Origin of the sequence: Rickettsia australis str. Phillips, from assembly GCF_000273745.1 — a bacterium.
Lineage (GTDB): Bacteria > Pseudomonadota > Alphaproteobacteria > Rickettsiales > Rickettsiaceae > Rickettsia > Rickettsia australis.
In genome coordinates this window covers 49852-70174 of sequence record NZ_AKVZ01000013.1, presented here as the reverse complement: position 1 = coordinate 70174, position 20323 = coordinate 49852, and the positions used below count along the sequence as shown (strand labels likewise).

Sequence of the window (20323 nt, the reverse complement as noted above, 5' to 3'; positions counted from 1 at the left end):
TGACAGAGAAAAAAACTGGATTCCTGCCGTTGCTAAGAATGACATTGTACGCTTTTTCTGAGCCATACAACAACGCCTTCTTACAATAATGACATCTATTTTAATTAGGCATACCAACTATTCGCATTTAAGTGCATTCCTCAATTGATAAACTTCTATTATTGCCTCAGTATCTAATACCAAATTAGGTATGTTTTTTAGGGAAATATTGAATTGCTTCAGTAATTTTTGCTGCTTCTTCATCATAATTTGCCTTTTTCCACAAAATAATAAAATCTTCATATAATGATTTTTTATTTGGATTTAACCCTATAGCTCTTTTGATAGAAGCGAGTGCTTCCTCCGTATTTATTTCATGTAACTTATTAAAAAACTCTTCGTGGTAGTATGCTTTACTTAGATCTAGTTCAATAGCTTTCTTTAATGATTTAATTGCATTATCTTGTTGTTTTTCCATTTAAATAGAACTTAAGCTATGAAACACTTCAGCTTCCCTGTTGTTATATTTTTCAGTTTTATTATAAGTTTCAATAAAATTTGAAAGTTCTTCAGAATCAGTTTCAACGAATTTTCGTAAATTATCTTTGTCCTCTTGGTATTGATATCTGTTATGTAAATTGATACATTTTTTAAATAGCTCCACAATTTCATGTTTAGTCATAATCTATCCTCTTATTAATCTACTACAATATAAACAAATGAACTTGGTAAAGCTAATATCTACCAATATTATTTTTTCCATTCTATTTTCATCTTTTTATATTTCTTATTATCTTCTGCCTCTTGCCATTTGTTGAAAAATATATCAGCACTTTTTACTTTTTTTTGGGTCCCCCTCCTCTTTCTAATTTCTTATAATCATGTTCTTTGTCATATTTTTTCCCACCTTTATAATTAGCATAACATCTACTTCTAGTAAAACCCATTTGCAAATATTTACGAGCCATATCAGCTTCAACAAAATCATTATCCTCTTTTTTTAGCAATTTCAGGAGTTTTAAACTTCCAATAAGGCAAAATTTCATTTTTATATGGTTGACAAATTAATACTCCTTGCTCACCTTTACCTACTCTATAGCTTTTCTGGGTATTTACGATAATCAATATCATTTTGCTATTTATAATTTTTATTATCAAAGTTTAGATAGCTTGGTTTTTCCATCACTTATGATATGTTTGTAATTAATAATTTATAACTACAATTTCAATATAAGTAAATAAATCTGAAGCTTGTAAAGCTAAGTAAGTATTTTAAATAAACTTTAATTTAAAATCGTATGATTAAGAAAATAGTACAAAATACGCAAACTTTGCACATACGTCCTAATGGAAGATCAGCGGATTACATAACGCCTAACTTCATATATGGCTGTGCCGGAGGTTGCAGAAATAGTTATTGTTATGTTATGCGTCATAACTATGAGATATTATATATAAATGAAAATATAGATCAAATACTTGACATATTAGATAAACATATAGTAAATTTACCGACTACAATTCCAATCAAACAGATTCTAAATATTAGACATATGATATAGGTTGTTCTACCGATGTAAGCTTGCATTGGAAACACACTAATTGGCTAAAGATTTTAATTTCTTTAAAGAACACCCACGTGCTAAAGCAACTTTTACTACTAAATATGTTAATCATAAACTGCTTAATTTTAATCCTGACGGCAAAATAAGAATTAGATTTATCTTGATGCCGGCTAGGATAAATAAGATATTAGAGCCAAAAACGAGTCCAATTATCTAAAAAATAAAAGCGTTAAATATTTTTATTGAAGCAGGTTATGAAGTTCATCTAAACTTTTCTCTTATTATTGCTTATGAAGGATGGCTTATCGAATACGAAAAGCTATTTGAAGATTTAGATCAATACATAAACAACCAATATAAACCGTTTATAAAGGCGGAATGCATATTTTGAACGTATAACGATAAGCAGCATGAAAGAAATATTGCTCCAAATAGATTAGAGAGTGAAGCTTTAATTTGACAACCAAATATACAGGAAAATAAAGTAAGTGAATATGGAGGCAAGACTGTACGTTATAAAGCCGGTATTAAGAGTAATTTTATCCAATGATGGAGTGTGTTGTATGACAGGTTACTCCCTTGGCATCAAATCCGATATATCTTCTAACTCTTCCTACTTATCAAAATTACGAAACACAAGCATAAAATTTAAAAATTAAAGCTATATAGTAATAAATGCAGTTGAATTATAAATAAAAAATCACTTGCATGAAAATAAGCTTATGATATGTTTCTTCACGTTGAGTTTCAATTTTATCTTCCATAAAAGTAACCCAACACTATTATCTCTTAGCTAATATCGGATATAGTGCTAGTTGAGGACAAAAGTAAAAATATAAAAAACAAATAAAATATCGAATAGACAAAAAATCGTTTAGCTTGTTTGTTATCAGGGGTGTCATAGAATAAAGAACTGGAATAATATAGAAATACTAACCCAAGAATACCGGCAATTATTAGATATATAAAATTATTCATTCCAATAAAAAAAGGCATTAACGAAACAATAAATAAAAGAATGCTGTAAATTAGAACTTGTGCCTTAGTATATAAAGTCCCTTTTACTGCAGGCATCATCGGTACTTTACAGTTTTTATAATCATCGTTACAGAATAAAGCAAGAGCCCATGAATGCGGCGGCGTCCAAATAAAAATAATTAAAAATAATATAATTGACTCTAGAGATATAGTATTGCTTACCGCTGCATAACCTATCACAGGAGGTAATGCTCCCGATACTCCGCCAATAACAATATTTTGTATAGAACGACGCTTTAACCAAATAGTATAAATACAGATATAATAAAAAATAGTGAATAGCAGTAAAAAGGATGCAAGTAGATTAACACATAAAGCCATAAAAAATACTGCAAAAAATCCTGTTATCAAACCAAAAGATAAAGCCTCATCAGGTTCTATAGCACCTCTGACGATAGGTCTTTTTTGAGTACGTTTCATTAAGCTATCGATATCTCTATCGTACCACATATTAATTGCCCCTGCACTCCCTGCCCCAAGAGATATGCAAGCAAGCACAATAACAGAAATAAAAGGATGCACAGAATAGGGAGCAAGCCACATACCTACAAAACCTGTAAAAATTACAAGCGACATCACACGCGGTTTCATAAGTAAGATATAGTCTTTAACGGTACTTTGTGAATGATTGATTTTATCTAAATTGATTGGCGTTACTAAAGAACTCATATGAAATATTTTTTAATTAAATATAAAAAGTTTTAGGGTAAAAATCAATGATTGACTTTGATATAAGAAATGTATATATTTTCTTGTAATTCAAATATAATAGTTAAGGATATTATCAGTGACAAAAATTGTTCGTTCTAAATATAAAGCTAGTAGAAGACTTGGAGTAAGCCTATGGAGTGATAGCAAAGATGCTTTCAATACACGAAATTATCGTCCCGGACAGCATGGACAAAATACCATGATTAAAACTTCAGATTATGGTTTACATTTAAAAGCTAAGCAAAGATTAAAATGCCACTACGGTCGTGTCACTGAAAAACAATTTAGAAATATTTTTGCACTCGCTCAAAAAATGAAAGGTAATACCGGTGAAAACTTTATTGGGTTACTTGAAAGCAGACTTGATACTGTCGTTTATAGAATGAATATAGCTCCAACTATTTTTGCTGCAAGACAGCTAGTTTCACATGGACATATTAAATTAAACGGTAAGAAAGCCGATATAGCAAGCATACGACTAAAGGCAGGTGATGTTATAGAAATTAAAGAATCCGTCAAACAAATACCGCTTATCCAAGAATCCGTTTCAAAACAAGGTCAAACAACACCGGGGTATTTATCATTTGATGTACCTTCATTAACCGGTAAATATTTAAGAGTTCCTGCTCTTTCTGATGTCCCATATCCTTTTGAAGCAGAAGTTCATTTAGTAATCGAGTTATATTCTCGTTAATAGTTACAAAAAGGTAGGTTTTATTTACCTGCCTTTTGACTTTTGTCCCTACACCTACATTTTTCCTTTATATTATAATACCACTTATCACCTAATTCAGAAAAGTTTATTAAAGATAGATTAGTTAAGAATTTAACGTCTGAGCTAAAGAAAAACTGTAAATTAAAATTTTTTTATTATTTTTTCTGGACTGCCACGTCGCCTACGGCTCATCGCAAGGTATTGTTGCGTGGACTGGTAAATGCTCTTTATGTCATTCCCGCGAAAACGGGCATCCAGACAAAATTATAAATACAGAAAATTTTAATAAAAATAATGCTGCTTCTAACTTTTCCAAGAAGTTAGCATATGGAACGCATTTAATAATTAGCAGTATAACTGGTTTTATTGTAAATGGGACAAAAGGAAGCAGTCTTTTTGTTTCGGCAACTCTTGCTGATGAAATCTTAACAACCGAAAGGTATTTTCAGAAACATTATCTTACTTCTTCCACATTTAAAGGAAGTTTAATCTATCCTATCACTAGAAATTTCATCACAACTTTTCCTAATTATTCAGTACCAATTTCTTCTACAGCTGCAATAGTGGGCTTAGCATATTATGGGACTGATTTCTTAAATTATCAGGCAAATTTAAACAAACTTAACCCCTAATATTAGGGGATCCTAATATACTTTCTAATAATTAGAAAAATGAAATTAAAGATGTAACGCAAGGATTTTATCATATTTATAATAATCCAATTATTAGAAATATGGTTATAACAAACGTTTTAGATTTAATTGAAGCATGCATAAATAGTAGTTTTAACTATACCGGAAATGACGGCAATACATTAATTGCATTAACCTTACTCATACAGGACCCTAATGCTGCTATAGGACCTCTTATTTCTCAAGGAGCAAAAATCAGTATTTTATGGTGTGGAAAAATATAATAAGCACACTACTCCACTCATATAAAACTTCTTTAACACAAAATACTCAAGATTTAATTGAACAAAAAGCTTTAGAACTGTTACTAAACAAGGAATATAAAAGTAAAATCTTAGGATTAAAGGATACAGAAGCTATTACTAATAATTTATTTATTGATCTTCATAATACTTTTACTATTGGAATTTTACCACTCAAAAAATTATACAGCTTATTGCATTACAAGATATAATGCATTTAGTTCCAGGAGCTATTATATTTAATGAGTTTGACAATATTATATCAATTGGATATTTCTTACAGGAAAGAAGCGGGGAAAATTAACGAAAATAAAACTTCTATACGTAAGCAATATATCCTCTAACACTTCAAAAATATCTTGTTAACTGATTCTGCTCAATTTGTACAAAATCAATATGCCAAGCAACTTAAAGCTAACAAAGAAATATCAAAGAAAATGTTGTTTTTAGATAGCACAAAAAATACTATAATTACTATATTAGATATCTCAGATAAATTCATAAAATCACTTTACTATATTGATAAAGTAAAAAATGGAGAGATTACACTTGAGCAAGCTCTACTACTTATCCTTGGCTTGAAACTTTAAAATCATTCTTAACAAGTTCTTCATTAAAAATAATCTTTAGTGGAGCAGCTATATCACAAGCAAGAATTACAAAATTAATAGAGGCAATTTCTTCTGAAGATAAAAAAGGAATAACATGGTCTACTAATGATACAAATGATGAACTTGTTATTTCTGATTATAACCTAATTATAGAAGAAAGAACTATTTTGAGTTTTAAAAAATTAGTATTAAAATTAGGAGCACATTATCTTCTTTCAGCTCCCTCAGGGAAAAGCAAAACCACTTTTTTAAAGAGTTTAGTAAATTGTATTGCTGCCCCCTGTCATAGTGTTGGTAAAATTTCCATACCTACTATAAAAATCCAAAAATAATATTTATTGATCAGAATAGTTACATACCGGTTCAATCTACTTTATTTGAAGTAATAACCTCAGGTCTTGATCAATCAATCATTAAAAGTAATAAACAATCATTAGAAGAAAAAATTAATACATTATTTATAAAATTGGATCTAGCTACATTAATTACGCACTTAAGTGATAAAAATTATGATGTAATAAATGCACCAAGTGGATGTCAAAAGAGAAAAATTGGAATCATTAAAGCTATAATGTCAAACCCTAAAATATTAATTTTAGACGAGGTGTTTGCCAATCTTGATAAAATATCTATAAAAAATGCACAACAAGCTTTAAAAGAATTTTTACTGGAAAATCTAATGCTTGTAGTGCATCATGACGGTAAATCTTATGATTATAATAATGTTGATGCTCAGTATATAAATCTTAAAGATTTGTATGCTGAAATAAACTGATTAGGAGAATAGCTATTCTATTCACTCCTATATACTCTACTTTTTATTTATCATGAGTATATACTAAATCTAACTGTTCAATTATGGGAGTTTTTGAAGATTTCTTTATAGACTTCAAGGTTTTTTCTTAGCATTAGATCAAGAGAGAAATTATTAATTACCGTATGTCTTGCTGCTTCTTGGATTTTCTTAGCAGCATCAGTACCTAAAATTGATAAACAATAATCGATTTTCTGTACTAACGCTTCGGCATTATTTGGTTCTACGTGGAAACCGGTTATATTATTATTTATCGTTTCTACTGCCCCGCCTATATTAGTTGCAATAACAAGCTTCTCCATCGCCTGCCCTTCTATAATAGTACGTCCGAAAGCTTCAGGCTCGATTGAGGCAGAAACGATAATATCGGAAATCCCGTACAGGTTTATTATATCCGAATCATTACCGAAAATTTGAATTTTATTTTGAAGTTTTAGAGTAGCTATAAGCTCTTTGACTCTATTAGTAAAATTGGGATGTCTAGATATATCACCGACCATTAAACAATAAAAATCTCTATGTTTTAACTTACTTAATGCTTCTACTAGAACAAGATGTCCTTTCCAGCTTGTCATTCTAGAAGGCATTAATATTATCGGCACGTTGCTCGGTGCATCATATTTATCACGACATTTTTTAAGTTTTTCAGGCGTTAAATTTGCCGGATCGAAATAATCACAATTTACTCCACGTTCAATTACTACTATTTTATCTTCATCAATTTTATAGTTTGCAAGCAAATGCTGTTTTACAAAATTAGATACGGCAATAACTTTATTGCCTTTTAGCATTATACTATTATAATATTTTTTAAAACTATTCGGAATATTGTAAACCCCATGAAAAGTAGTCAAAAATTTAGCGTTAGTCCATTTTGTTGCTAGATATGAACTCCATGCCGGTGCCCTTGATCTTGTATGAACTATATCAACATTATATTTTTTGATTATTTCTACTATCAATTTTGCATTATTCAGAATTACGAAAGGATTTTTACTGCTACTATTCATTTCAATATGTAATATATCTTCCTTATCTAACTCTTTAACTAGAGTACCGCCTGCTGAAATTATGATAGGAGTATGACCAAGAATTTTAAGATATTTTGCAACTTCTATAGTACCTCTTTCAACACCTCCTGAGACTAGAGCAGGAACTACTTGCAAAATAGTATATTTATTGTATCGTTTACTTGACTTTAATGAAGGCATTAAATCTCAATCTATTAAAATAATTATTTAAAATGCACAAGCTTTATAATAAAACACAAGACAAATTTATTGTCTATGATAATTATAGAATAATTAATACAAATATTCCATCTGTAATTTTTTTACACGGCTTGATGTCTAGTATGCAATCAACTAAGGCTATCTATTTAATAGATTATTGTAAAAAAAACAATTATAATTTTATTGTTTTTGATAATTTCGGTCATGGAAATGCATCGGAACAATTTGACGATCAAACAATTAGTGATTGGTTAGAAGGAGTATCACTAATTTTAGACAAATTAATTGATAAGGAGGCGATATTAGTAGGTTCGAGCATGGGAGGATGGCTAGCACTTCTGACAGCTTTAAAATTCCCCGATAAAATAAAAGGGCTTGTATGTGTAGCCCCTGCTCCGGATTTTACCGAAAATATTTGGCAAAATATATCGTTAGACGATCAAAATAAGATACAAAAAGAGGGAATATTAGAAGTAAACGGTAAAAATTGTGAGCATAAATATCCCATGAGCTATAAATTGATAGAAGATGCAAAAAAACATTTATTATTGACAAAGAAACAGATTGATATCAATATACCGGTACATCTAATTCATGGAATGTTAGATGAAGACGTGCCTTATAATGTTTCAGTAAAATTATTAGAAAAAATAACTAGTAAACAAATAGTAATGAAGCTAATTAAAGACGGCCACCATAATTTGTCTAGAGAAAAAGATTTAAAGGTAATGACAAATTCCTTAGAAGAAGTGATAAGTGACGTTACAAAATAAATATAGATACCCGTAGTTATTTAGAACTGTATTGTATGAATTAGACAACTTGCTTTGTGTCATTCCCGCGTAGACTGGAATCCAGACAAATAACATTAATGTTGATATAGTTAAGTTGCATATTTGATAAAATAAACGTATACAAAACAAGTTTTTTATATGTTTTACTGGATTCCCGCCTACGCGGGAATGACATAAAATTATTCACATAAGTAATATCTAAGGGTAATAACGCAATCTAGATTTTAAATCAAAAATAAAAGATAAATATGTATAGCAAAATAAATAAAGTTCATGATTTTAAAGAAGTTATACAAGCAATAGAGAAAGCCGATAATACTAGCTTGGTGCTTTTTGACATAGATGAAGTAATTGTAATGGATAGCGATGAATCTAGGTTAACACATGATTATAGAAAAGAATTAATGGAAGATATTGAAAAAAGACTTACTAGAAAAGAATGCGAATTATTACTTAGCGTTATTCTTAAAAAAAAAAAGCGAGATTCGTTAATTCAGACATTTTAAAAATATTTGCTCTACTTAAAGAAAAAAATATTCCGGCAATGGGACTTACTAAACTTCCTACCGGTAAATTTGGTATAATTGAAGATATGATTGAATGGAGAATTCATGAACTCACTGAATTAAAGGTAAATTTTCAAGAATTTTCACCGTCAAAAGATGAGATAATAATAGAAGATTTTAATGCCGGTTACGGTAAACCTACATTAAAAGACGGCATAATTTACACTGCAGAATATGATAAAGGAAGCATACTTGAATATGTATTACGCAAAACAAATTATTATCCGCAATCAATAATATTTATCGATGATATAGAAGAAAACTTATTTTCATTACAAGAAACTTGTAAAAAACTAAAAATTAACTATCAAGGATTTGAGTTTACTGGTTCTGCTATCATTCCTGAACCTGAGCTTGATTCACAATTAGAAAAAATGAGATTTGAAATTCTAGAAAAAGAATATAAATGGTTAACGGATGAGGAACTTAAAAAGCATACTTTGTCATAACTTGTAGGTATTGTTGTGCATGGAGCGGTAAACCCAATATGTCACCCCCGTGGCTTGACTACGGGGTGACATAGGTGCAATTTATCCACGCAACAATACCTAACGCAGACACACTAACTAGATGACACCTATTCACTTAGAGTATAATATTATGCCTACAAAACTTATTGTTCTTTTTACCTTACTTATCTCACTTTCTACTATGGCAAGTAAAACGGAAGAAGCAAAAATTATAGGAGTAAAAGCAACTAAAGTACAAATTGCCGAACTTTACGACATATTTAATATTGTAGGACAATGCCAAAATGATAATAGCCGTGATTATTATGCTAATGCTACCGGAATAGTTGAAAAAGTCTCGGCACATCAAGGAGAAATAGTAAAAAAAGGGGATATATTGCTGGTTATAGATAAAAACATAGCAGAAACCACTAAATCTAGAGCAGCAGCTTTATTAAATACAAAACAAGAAGATTATAATAGAAAAGAAGCGTTATTTGCTAAAAAATTTGTAAGCAATGAGGAATATAAAAGGTCAAAAAGCGAACTTGAAGATGCAAAATTTAATTATTCCAAAGCTCTAAAAACATATAACGACATGATAATTACTGCACCCTACTCCGGTAAAATAGGCGTAATTAAATTTATGGTAGGCGATGAAGTCAAAATAGGCGACTATCTTTTTAGCATTACCGGAACAGAAAATTCACAAAGTATTTTTATTGAATTGCCGGAGTCTTTAAGCGGAAAAGTTGGAATCAATACTGAAGTTTTAATTGCAGGAACAATTAAAAGCACAATCGGAGCAGTATCGCATTACTTATCAGATCAAGGTACTTTAACAGCTAAAATTATTTTACCTATGGGGACAAAAATCCTGCATAATAGCTTTGTAGATGTTATGCTGATAATTAACCCTCATAAAAATCTAACCGTTCCTGAAAGTTGTATTCAACGAAATAATCAAGGTAATTTTATTTATAAAATAGACGGTGATACGGTAAAACAATTATACGTAAAAATCGGTACACGTACAAAAGGTCTAATTGAAATTACCTCTAACGATATTAAAGAAGGGGACTTAGTCGTTAACGAAGGTATGACTAAAATCGGTGACGGCTCAAAAGTTAAGATACTTGAGGAATAGTTATTTATATATGCTTTCTAAGCCATCTACATATTCTAGAGGTTGTTGCACGTATTCCTTCTTGCCTTATAGAAGTAATAGTTAACAAAATCAAAATTTTTGTTACAAAGCAATAGGTTCGTATTTTTTGAATTACATAATTATTGTTGAAAAAAGAAATATTACGTTTTTTATAGTCTTTATTTTTATTTTCTAATAATCTTAATTGTGTAACAGCTGCTAATAACAAATTAATAGTAAACGGACTAAATTTACTTAAATACGGATCATTAAGAACATAAGAAGTAATATTTATTAAACCTACTGAATATTTATTTGGGTCCATAAACGTATTAGTACCACCGCTAATTCGTACTTTAGACAATTCTTTGTCTATACCGCCTATTGAGTTTTTACTAGCAATCGATATCCATAAACAACAATCTTCACCGCTTCTTATATTTTCGGGAAATAAATTTTCTTGGAATAATGTCAAAGTTCCCATCACTGTCGGCATTGCTATTGGACAAGTTTGTATAACTTGAGGAAAAACATTTCCACTAAAAAACCCAGAATGAACAGATTCTATATATTTTGCTTTTTCATTTATTTTTTGATATGAAGTATGAGAAAATATACAATTATTTTCTTCCATAAACTGTAATTGGATTTCTATTTTATCCTTATAAAATAAATCATCCGAATCAAGGAAAGCAATATATTTTCCCATAGCATTTTTAATACCTAAGTTACGTGCAGCAGCAGGTCCTTCATTTTTTTTATAAAAATATCTTATTCTTTTATCTTTTTTGCATCTTGAAGTTAATTCTGATATATCATCAGTCGATCCATCATCTATTATAAGTATCTCAAAATTTTTGTGTGTTTGAATAAGTACACTTTCTATAGCTTCAATTGCCCAATTTATTCTATTATATACCGGTATAATAACACTAACTTTAGTATCATGTAATACTTGCTTAGCCATAGTATTTGCTAAGTCACAAGCTTTGTTATATGGAGTATTATTTGATAAAAAAGTAGCTGTACGAGTTAAAAATAAATAAGGAGAACCTTCCATTTTGATCATTTCTTCTTCTGTTAACTCATGAAGAAACGATGACCATAATACATTACATTCTTCGTTATGATTTGATATTTTTTTACTACCTTGCTCTGAATGAAAACGAGATTTAATTAGGATAGACTCGTCAAAATGAATAGGGGCAACACGGAAAATTTTAAACCATAAATCATAATCTTGTGTTGTCAGTAAAGCTTCATTAAATATACCAATTTCATGAAAATATTTAGCAGGAATTAATAACGAACAACCATGTATTAATCCGCGTAATAAAGGTAATAAAGAAATATTAAGTTTATCTATAGGTAGCACACTATCCGGTTTAATATAACGTAAAGAACTTCCTTTTTCATCAATTAATTCATAACCGCCATAAATGATAGTATCTTTATTATCTAATTTATTTAATATGTTAACTTGATGCTCGATTTTATTAGGATAATATATATCATCATGGCTAAGCCATGAAAAATACTTCCCCTCCATGTTTTTTATACCATAATTTAAAGCTGAACCACAACCACCGTTTTCTTTATGAAAATAGCGTATTTTATCACCGTATGATAATGCTACATTTTCTGTCTTCCCATTATCTTTAGAGCCATCATTAACAACTACAATTTCAATATTTTCATATGTTTGGGCTAAAGCACTATCTATCGCTTCACGCATATAATTAGCCCCATTATAGACAGGTATAATAATGGAAACTAAAGGACAATAAATATTTAAAGTTTTATCTTTTTTAGTTATCATAACTTTTAGAAATAATTTATAAAATGTTAGTTTTATTGTGTATTGCTAACTAAAGAAAGATAATAATAAAAAGCTCGATGCCATCCAGTGGTTTAGGAACTAGAGCCAGTTAAAAATACTAAATTTATTAGTATTTTAAGTTATTTTCCTAGATCTAACTCCCAAACCACAGGATAACATCTCTCTTTAGTTAGCAATGCCTTTATTGTTTAAATTTTCTATAGAGCTTTAGAAAAATAGATTTTTCTTCTTCACTTTAAGCATTTTTATTTCTTCTAAAGCATTATTTAGCTCTGTTACAGTATTATTTAATTTCATAGTTTAAATTTTTCTCTTCGCTATTTTTAAATGCATTTCTAGTTTGCAGCAATTGTTTCAATATATCTTGAAATTTTTAGAAAACCTAGCTTTTCTAAAAATTCTGGAGTCCAAGCTGAGATTGGATAGTGAAATAATTGCTTTATAGGCTTTAAATCTGAGTGACTGGATGTACAGATTATAGAATTAGGAGGATTTTTTTCAGAATGTGTGTCGTTAGTTACGCCATCTAATTCTTCATATACAAATTCTTTGTTCTGGTATGATTCAAAGTATTTTTCAGTAATCCAATTAACTAAATGATATATATTCCCTTCCGGTTCATTAAAAGGTACATTTACTATTAATCGTTTTTTACATTTAAAATTAAGTGCTAGATTTAACCCATCTTCAATATGCTCAAGTGCATGTCGTGATACAATATAATCATATTCTTCTGCCTTTTTAATAAAACTAACTAAATCAGATTTAATATATTTAATATTAGATGCTCCATAATTTTGTTTAGCATAAATTATAGCTTCTTTACTGATATCTATTGCGGTAATTTCTACTCCTAATATACCGCTAAGCATAAGTTCCATGTCCTGTTCCACAACCTATATCTAGAATTTTTATTTTTTGATTTAGCATTAATGGGCTATTAAGTATATCAGCTTCTATAATTTTTTTAAAAAATTTATAACTACTTTTATTACGCATTACCTCTAAAACATCATGAGTTGCCCCAGGAATTAATCTTTCTCCATCATTATAAATTTCTTCTAACATAAATTATTTAAACTATTATCACTTTAATAAATATTCGGCGATAAATGCAGCAGGGTTTTCTACAGGATCAAGCATCTTTTTAAATTGATTTCTACCACTACTATTTTCATGATAAGGTAAATAATGATTTTGCTTAATAAATTCTATATAATTAATAATATCTTGCGGCTCATAAGCAAAATACATATATTTTTTTAATTCTTTAGATAGAGCATTGCTATTAAATTCATTATTCCAACCATTACTTAAGTAAATTATAGGCTTATCGGCAACTACTACTTCAGCAAGAGATGAAGTACCGTCACTTATTACAATATCCGACACCATTATATCATCTAGTAACGACCTGAATGCATGTGCAGAAACAGTAACATTCTTTAAAGAGTTAAATCTACTGAATATATTATCCATATCACTTTGGCTTAAGTAATTTTTACCGACCGCATAGGTAAATAGAGTAACATGCGGTCTTATAATAAAATGAATATCAGGATGTTGTAATGCATAATTATAGAAAAAATATTGATAATTTAAGAAAGTAGAACCTCCTTCATATAAGTCTCTATTTTTAAACGATAATTCCCATCTAGGAAGCCATAAAATGGTTTCCGAGTTTGGTTTTTCTTTAATATTATAATTCCTTACTTCATAGTATGGTTGATAACCTGAAACAATAACTCTATCCTTAGGAAATTTATAATTACTCATAAAGATATCCTTTGTACTTTCTGAATCAACAAATACCGTCTCTATGAAACTTGATAACTTATCATCATCAATATTTTTTTGATGAAAGATATGCGGACCATAGACTATATACATAATTTTTGTTTTAGTTCCTCTAAAACTCTTATACAAATTAGCAGCTGTAAAAGGTTCTGATATATAGCCTTGAAAATTTTCGTAAGGGTTTTGCGTAAAGATAAAATCCGGCTGATAATTTTTTAATTCAGAAATTTCACATTTTGTATTAACATTTGAATAAGAAGCATACTTACCGCATGGATATATCACATCTTGTGTATCAAATTTACTAATAAACTCGGTATCTATTCCTCCTTGAATATTGGGATGAGGATGAGGTACTATTACAATTTTGACATCATGACCTATTTTTTTCATCTCATTATACATCGCGTATACGCCTTTGCCGCCGAATGTCTCTGTACTAACAAGAAAAACTATTTTTTTATAAGAATTTCCTTTGGAATAACAAAAAGAAGATATAAGAGTTATTAGTAATAAAACACTTAAAAATAAAAGGTTAAGTTTTATTAATTTAAAGAATTTCATGTTTTTGATATGATAACAATGAATAAGATTACTTCTTAAACCACACCGTACGGTTAACATAATCCACATAACTTAAAACTATACGCAATATTTTCTTTGATACAAGTCCTGCTTCGGCATAATCCTGCACAATACTCTTCTGCTTTGAAAAATTGTCTCTGCAAAACTTTGGAGAACTCGCATGCTCACCTATTAAATATAGGCTGTGCGTGCTCGCTCCTCGTTTTACATTCCAATTCTCCAAATCATTTGAGTATATTTTTTGCGTATCTTTATTATTCTCGTGTTCTGCCGTAATGGCTTTCACCGATTGTAGTACCCGTGCAGCCTTAAAGCCCGACATAATAAGCGTTCCGGCGTCCATACCTTCAGGACGCTCATGTGCTTCTCGAATATTTAAAGCAGGTAAATTAAGTATAGATGCTTCTTCAGTAATGGTACCGCTATCGGATAAAATACAAAACGCATTCATCTGAAGTTTGACGTAATCCGTAAAACCAAAAGCCGGTAAAAACCTTATTTTATCACCAAGCTCTTTCCTCTCCCATAAATCCTCAAGTCTTTTTTTAGTCCTTGGGTGTGTTGAGAAGATTACAGGAAAGCTATACTCTTTAATAAGCATTTGTAAACTACTTAATAATTCTTTCAGATTACTTTTGACGTCGACATTTTCCTCACGATGTGAGCTAATTAAGAAATACTGCTTTGCTTTTAACGATAATTTATCTAAAATATCGGACTTTAATATTTTAGGCATAAAACGGTCAAGAACCTCAGGCATATGCGATCCTGATTTAAAAATAAGCTCAGGCGGTAAACCTTCAGAAATTAAATAACGTCTTGCATGCTCGGTTAACGTAATGTTAACATCACTAGTATGATCAATGATTTTACGGTTTATTTCTTCGGGTACTCTTTGATCAAAACAACGATTTCCTGCTTCCATATGGAAAATAGGAATTTTACGACGTTTAGCAGCAATTGCCGATAAGCAGGAATTAGTATCACCGTAAAACAAAACGGCATCGGGCTTTTCTTTCTCAAGGACTGCGTCAACTTTTTCGATAATAAGCCCAATAGATTTTGCTGTATTATCTGCTGCTACTTCTAAGAAATAATCGGGTTTTCTAATTCCCATATCATCAAAAAACACCTGATTTAATTCATATGCATAATTTTGACCGGTGTGAACTAGGATGTGATTAGTATATTTATCAAACTCGGAAATCACGCAGCATAGTTTAATCAGTTCAGGACGAGTACCGACAATAGTCATTACCTTAAGCATTTTTTAGCTCCTCTTGTATGTAATCAAGAGTCAGCAACAACTTTTTTACTTCTTCTAAATTTAAACGTTTTGTATTATGCGAAGTGTAATCCTCTAAAAGTGCTACTTTCTTTTCGCCTTCAACAAAATATTTTGCATAATTAAGATCACGCCCATCCATAGGAATACGGTAATAACCACCTAAATCATCTGCCTTTGCCATATCTTCGGATGATACTAACGATTCATAATGCTTCTCTCCATGACGTGTACCGATAAAACGTATTTTGTTTTTACTGCCGAATATATCTTGTAACGCTTTTGCAAGTATCTCAATTGTACTTGCTGGAGATTTTTGTACAAAAATATCACCCTGACGACCATGCTCAAACGCATATAAAACCAAATCTACGGAATCTACAAGCGACATTAAAAAACGTGTCATTGAAGGCTCGGTAATAGTTAATTCTTTACCTTGTTTTATTTGATTAATAAAAAGAGGAATCACTGAACCGCGAGATGCCATAACATTACCGTATCTAGTAACGCAAAGCACAGTTTCACCTTGGCTACACATACGAGCTTTTGCTATTGCTAACTTTTCCATTAATGCCTTAGATAATCCCATTGCATTAATTGGATATACAGCCTTATCGGTACTCAATACAATAACTTTTGCTACTTTATTATTAATAGCAGCACTTAAAACATTTTCAGCACCTAAAACGTTAGTATTGATTGCTTCCATCGGATAAAATTCACAAGTCGGCACTTGCTTTAAAGCAGCAGCATGAAATACATAATCTACACCATGCATCGCCTCATCAATACTTTTATAATTACGCACATCTCCGATATAGAATTTAAGTTTCGGATTACTTAAAGCAATACGCATATCTTCTTGTTTTTTTTCGTCTCTACTGAAAATTCTAATTTCGTTAATATCGTTAATAATATCGGATTTAAGAAAACGAGAAAGCACCGCATTACCAAACGAACCGGTGCCTCCTGTAATCATTAAAGTTTTATCTACAAACATTATATATTTAGTACCTATTTTGTTATTGTTTACCTCATCATTGCGGTTTGATTTCGCCGTCATTGCTAGGAGATGCGTAGCATCGACGCGGCAATCCAGAAAATAATTAAAAAATTCTGTAAATCAGAATTTTTAACTGGATTGCTTCGTCGAATTACTACGTAATTCTTTTCGCAATGACTATTTACCCAAACTCATACATACGCTTCACAAGCTCAGACCACTGCGGCGGGTTATAACCCGTCACTTCATTAAAACGTGTGCCATCCATTGAGCGATCTATTACAAGCTCATCTGACGGAATAATATCGATTACTTTATTATATATTTCCGCTACTAATTTTAACAATTCTAACTTATTAATTGGTTTTGATGCAACATGATAAAGCCCATGCAGTTCTTTATTCGGTAATACAAAATCCCTTATTATTCTTGCAAGTTCTACTGTCGGAAATCCTGAATAAATAGCTTTTTCAAAACCTTTCACTTGCCCTTCTGCACTTAAAAACCAATTGATTAAGCTTCTATTACCTGCTAGCTCATGACCTATAATGGAAGTACGCAGCGTAATAGCATGCGGATAATCTACTTCGCCAAGGAATTTAGAACGACCGTAAAGGTCATCACAATCAGGAAAATCGCTTTCCTTATAATTACCTTTTTTTCCTGAAAATACACAATCAGTACTAATATGGATTAACCTTGAATTAGCTAATTTACATAAATTAGCTAGCCTATGCGGTAACAAACTATTTATTGGTAATACTTTTAACGGGTCGTTTGCATCAGCTAGTTGTTTTACAAGCCCTATACAATTTATTACTACATCGGGTTTTATTTTATTAAATACCTCAACTAACGAATCGTGGTTCTCAACATCTACATTTATAATTAATTGATCGGATAAATTCTTAGAAAGGTAAGAACGAGCTGAATTATTTCGGGTTGTCGCATAAACATCAAATTTTTTATCACTGCTTAAAAATCTGAATATGCTATTACCTAGCATACCGGTAACACCTAGAATTAATATTTTCATAGTATATTTTATTTATTTTTACCGAATCGGTTTTATCATAAATAATATATCTTTACAATAAGGTTTTTGCAAAGCTAGAAATATAGATTATTAGCAAATTAATTTATCTTTTCCTCTTTTCTCATAAGATTTAATTCTTAATGTAAACCAATATCTTGATACTTATCTAGTATGTTTCTTGCTTTTGCTATATTCGAATAAAAAGTCGATATTATTAATTCTGAATCATTATACTTAATTATTACTTTATCTCCTATTTTAAGTTTTAATTTCTGTCTTACTTTTATAGGAATAGCAAGTCTATCGTTATTATCAATATAACTTTTCTGTATTATCAGAAAAAATAATTAAATTACTTTATTGAACTTTTTTATATTTTATTTTTTTGATAAAATGAATCAATTTAATAAATTACTTTGGCAATAAGTTTATTTTATTGATATTATAGTCATTAATTAAATTATTATATTTATATATTATGACCATATAGATATATGAAAGGTAGTAATGCACAAATATCAGCTACTGAATTCACAACACATTTTTTAAACCTAGTTGATCAGGTCAAAAATAAGCGTAATTCTTTTATTATAACAAAAAGAAAGTTACCGGTTGCTAAAATAGTCCCCTTAGGAATTAATAAAGTAGAAAATAGACAAAGTTATTTTGGATTCTTAAAAGGAACAATAAAAATAAATGATTATATAGTAAACTGTTCTTTTGAATCTGAATGGGACACAGGTAATGACTAATATTAAAGATAATCTAGTAAACTTAATTTTGGATACTCATATATTAATTTAGTATGCGGAGGGAATAAAATTATCTAAACATCAAATAGAATTAATAGAAAAAGCAAGAGAACATAATATGCTATATATCTCTGCTATATCTATTTGGGCAGTAGCTATGCTTGAAACAATAGTAAAATAGTGCTTTCAATTAGCCTAAATGACTGGATAAATAAGCTATTACTATTCCAGGCTTAAATCTAATTGATCTCTTGGTTTCAGTTCTAATAGAAAGCTGTTTTTTATCTAATTATGAACATAAAGATCCAGCTGATAGATTTATTATAGCCTCTACTAGAAACAATAACTCATATTTATTCACTTGTGATCAAAAAATTACAGAATACGCTAATTTAGGATATTTAAAAAGAATTGTTGTCATTTGAAAACATTAAAGATGACATTACTTAATAGATATAGAGGAAAATATCAAATTAACTTGCCAGAGCAAAGGTTCTTATTCTACCTTCTTTAATTTCCCAACCTTCATCTTCTGCAAGCTCTAAATCATATTGGTTTTGTATATTCATCCACCAACGAGGATTAACACTAAAATATTTACCTAAACGCAGTGCCGTATCAGCGATAATGGAACGATGATGTTTAATTATATTATTGATTCTAGTAACAGGTACACCAATATCACAAGCAAGATTGCTGTGACTAATACCCATAGGCTCCATAAATTCTTCTAGTAAAATTTGTCCCGGTGAAATAGGAGGTAATTTGTTTGTCATAAATTCTTGGTTTTGCTGCATGGACTGTTTTATGTCATTCCTTCGTAGACGGGAATCCAGTAAAGCCTATAAAAACAAGTTTTTATAGGCTTATTTTGTCGAATATGCCTTCTATATCGATATTGAAGTTATTTTTCTGGATCCCCGCAAAAGCCGGTATGACATCGAGTAGGTTTTTCGATACACGTAATAACTCATCAATTCTTTCCTAATTAAATATTTTTCATAGAATCAAGCACAGTTTCAAGAATCATACTAGCAGCTACTGCATCATCGTTATTATTACGGTCTTTTCTTTTCATACCAAATGATTTAAGGAAATTATTTGCAGCTTTTGTAGTTAATCTTTCATCCTGTAAATATATAGGCAAGTTTATAGATTTTGTAAATTCTTCGGCAAATTTCATCACTATATTTGTTTGCTCCGTTACTGCTCCACTCATATCAATCGGTAGACCTATTACAACACCACAAACTTTATATTTTTCAACTATATTAAGCAAAGAAGTAATAACAATTTTTTTATTTATCTCGGTTATAGTATTTAACGGCATAGCAATACTACGTTCTTGATTAGATAATGCGATTCCTAATTTTTTGCTTCCGTAATCAATAGCTATAAGCGGAGAGTTCGGAATTAAAAGCCGATAAAATTCTTGAAGATTTTTTATTATCATGGTAGTTATTAATTCCA

22 protein-coding genes and 3 pseudogenes are annotated in these 20323 nt (G+C 30.1%); 11 read left to right on the top strand and 14 right to left on the bottom strand.

Annotation, left to right across the window (positions count from 1 at the left end; genetic code table 11):
* Positions 1-184 precede the first annotated feature (184 nt).
* From A452_RS08025 to A452_RS11825, 3 genes and pseudogenes are all read right to left on the bottom strand, one after another.
* Complete coding sequence (locus tag A452_RS08025; protein ID WP_014412897.1) at positions 185-457, bottom strand: hypothetical protein; 273 nt, start codon at positions 455-457, stop codon at positions 185-187.
* Positions 458-661 (bottom strand): hypothetical protein, encoded by a 204-nt coding sequence (locus tag A452_RS0102135; RefSeq protein ID WP_014412898.1) that lies wholly within the window; start codon positions 659-661, stop codon positions 458-460.
* Positions 662-815: 154 nt separating this feature from the next.
* Positions 816-1110: pseudogene (locus tag A452_RS11825) on the bottom strand (DUF4385 family protein).
* Positions 1111-1277: 167 nt separating this feature from the next.
* Between A452_RS11825 and A452_RS12735 the strand changes: the two are divergent.
* Entirely contained in the window at positions 1278-1541 is a 264-nt protein-coding gene (locus A452_RS12735; RefSeq protein ID WP_025999544.1) for a hypothetical protein, read from the top strand.
* A 40-nt stretch (positions 1542-1581) separates the two neighbouring features.
* Positions 1582-1761, top strand: a complete 180-nt coding sequence (locus tag A452_RS12730) for a hypothetical protein (protein ID WP_025999543.1) — start codon at positions 1582-1584, stop codon at positions 1759-1761.
* A gap of 572 nt (positions 1762-2333) precedes the next feature.
* Here the strand turns inward: A452_RS12730 and cyoE are convergent.
* Entirely contained in the window at positions 2334-3251 is a 918-nt protein-coding gene (cyoE, locus tag A452_RS0102115) for a heme o synthase (protein WP_014412899.1), read from the bottom strand.
* 118 nt (positions 3252-3369) lie between these two features.
* Between cyoE and rpsD the strand changes: the two genes are divergently transcribed.
* From rpsD to A452_RS09450, 5 genes are all read left to right on the top strand, one after another.
* Positions 3370-3987, top strand: a complete 618-nt coding sequence (gene rpsD, locus A452_RS0102110) for a 30S ribosomal protein S4 (protein WP_014412900.1) — start codon at positions 3370-3372, stop codon at positions 3985-3987.
* Positions 3988-4741: 754 nt separating this feature from the next.
* Positions 4742-4924, top strand: coding sequence for a hypothetical protein (locus tag A452_RS0102105; protein WP_014412901.1), 183 nt, complete (start codon positions 4742-4744; stop codon positions 4922-4924).
* Positions 4906-5154, top strand: a complete 249-nt coding sequence (locus A452_RS11820; protein WP_014412902.1) for a hypothetical protein — start codon at positions 4906-4908, stop codon at positions 5152-5154. Before A452_RS0102105 ends, A452_RS11820 begins: the two co-directional genes overlap by 19 nt.
* 147 nt (positions 5155-5301) lie before the next feature.
* Positions 5302-5532: a hypothetical protein gene (locus A452_RS0102090; RefSeq protein WP_014412903.1), complete on the top strand. Its 231-nt coding sequence runs from the start codon at positions 5302-5304 to the stop codon at positions 5530-5532.
* Between the two features lie 349 nt (positions 5533-5881).
* Positions 5882-6328 carry an ATP-binding cassette domain-containing protein gene (locus tag A452_RS09450; protein ID WP_410524391.1) on the top strand — a complete coding sequence of 149 codons (447 nt, stop codon included), beginning with the start codon at positions 5882-5884 and terminating at the stop codon, positions 6326-6328.
* 77 nt (positions 6329-6405) lie between these two features.
* On the opposite strand, the gene A452_RS0102080 is transcribed toward A452_RS09450, so the two are convergent.
* Positions 6406-7578 carry a glycosyltransferase family 4 protein gene (locus A452_RS0102080; protein WP_014412905.1) on the bottom strand — a complete coding sequence of 391 codons (1173 nt, stop codon included), beginning with the start codon at positions 7576-7578 and terminating at the stop codon, positions 6406-6408.
* 32 nt (positions 7579-7610) lie between these two features.
* On the opposite strand from A452_RS0102080, the gene A452_RS0102075 reads away from it, so the two are divergent.
* From A452_RS0102075 to A452_RS0102065, 3 genes and pseudogenes are all read left to right on the top strand, one after another.
* Positions 7611-8372, top strand: coding sequence for an alpha/beta hydrolase (locus A452_RS0102075; protein ID WP_014412906.1), 762 nt, complete (start codon positions 7611-7613; stop codon positions 8370-8372).
* Positions 8373-8641: 269 nt separating this feature from the next.
* Positions 8642-9408, top strand: a pseudogene (locus tag A452_RS08010) (DUF2608 domain-containing protein).
* A 148-nt stretch (positions 9409-9556) separates the two neighbouring features.
* A complete protein-coding gene (locus tag A452_RS0102065; protein WP_025999541.1) occupies positions 9557-10555 on the top strand; it encodes an efflux RND transporter periplasmic adaptor subunit in 999 nt (332 codons plus the stop codon).
* A 4-nt stretch (positions 10556-10559) separates the two neighbouring features.
* Here A452_RS0102065 and A452_RS0102060 read toward each other — a convergent pair whose 3' ends face one another.
* The 7 genes and pseudogenes from A452_RS0102060 to A452_RS12940 all read right to left on the bottom strand — a co-directional run bounded on the left by A452_RS0102060 (position 10560) and on the right by A452_RS12940 (position 18388).
* A complete protein-coding gene (locus A452_RS0102060; protein WP_014412909.1) occupies positions 10560-12374 on the bottom strand; it encodes a glycosyltransferase family 2 protein in 1815 nt (604 codons plus the stop codon).
* 608 nt (positions 12375-12982) lie between these two features.
* A pseudogene (locus tag A452_RS08005) lies at positions 12983-13463 on the bottom strand (class I SAM-dependent methyltransferase); the annotation flags it as partial.
* 18 nt (positions 13464-13481) lie between these two features.
* Positions 13482-14825 carry a hypothetical protein gene (locus A452_RS0102045; protein WP_025999549.1) on the bottom strand — a complete coding sequence of 448 codons (1344 nt, stop codon included), beginning with the start codon at positions 14823-14825 and terminating at the stop codon, positions 13482-13484.
* Positions 14785-16044, bottom strand: coding sequence for a non-hydrolyzing UDP-N-acetylglucosamine 2-epimerase (wecB, locus tag A452_RS0102040; RefSeq protein ID WP_014412911.1), 1260 nt, complete (start codon positions 16042-16044; stop codon positions 14785-14787). Before wecB ends, A452_RS0102045 begins: the two co-directional genes overlap by 41 nt.
* Positions 16037-17062 carry a UDP-glucose 4-epimerase gene (gene capD, locus A452_RS0102035; protein ID WP_014412912.1) on the bottom strand — a complete coding sequence of 342 codons (1026 nt, stop codon included), beginning with the start codon at positions 17060-17062 and terminating at the stop codon, positions 16037-16039. The genes wecB and capD overlap by 8 nt, the downstream gene beginning before the upstream one ends.
* Positions 17063-17246: 184 nt before the next feature.
* Complete coding sequence (locus A452_RS0102030; protein ID WP_014412913.1) at positions 17247-18101, bottom strand: dTDP-4-dehydrorhamnose reductase family protein; 855 nt, start codon at positions 18099-18101, stop codon at positions 17247-17249.
* A gap of 137 nt (positions 18102-18238) precedes the next feature.
* Complete coding sequence (locus A452_RS12940) at positions 18239-18388, bottom strand: hypothetical protein (RefSeq protein ID WP_410524390.1); 150 nt, start codon at positions 18386-18388, stop codon at positions 18239-18241.
* 207 nt (positions 18389-18595) lie between these two features.
* Between A452_RS12940 and A452_RS0102025 the strand changes: the two genes are divergently transcribed.
* The gene (locus A452_RS0102025; RefSeq protein ID WP_014412914.1) at positions 18596-18853 is read left to right on the top strand and encodes a type II toxin-antitoxin system Phd/YefM family antitoxin; all 258 of its coding nucleotides are present in this window, start codon (positions 18596-18598) and stop codon (positions 18851-18853) included.
* A 473-nt stretch (positions 18854-19326) separates the two neighbouring features.
* On the opposite strand, the gene A452_RS0102020 is transcribed toward A452_RS0102025, so the two are convergent.
* Positions 19327-19650, bottom strand: coding sequence for a HigA family addiction module antitoxin (locus A452_RS0102020; RefSeq protein WP_014412915.1), 324 nt, complete (start codon positions 19648-19650; stop codon positions 19327-19329).
* Between the two features lie 191 nt (positions 19651-19841).
* Positions 19842-20306: a Holliday junction resolvase RuvX gene (ruvX, locus tag A452_RS0102015; protein ID WP_014412916.1), complete on the bottom strand. Its 465-nt coding sequence runs from the start codon at positions 20304-20306 to the stop codon at positions 19842-19844.
* Between the last annotated feature and the right edge of the window lie 17 nt (positions 20307-20323).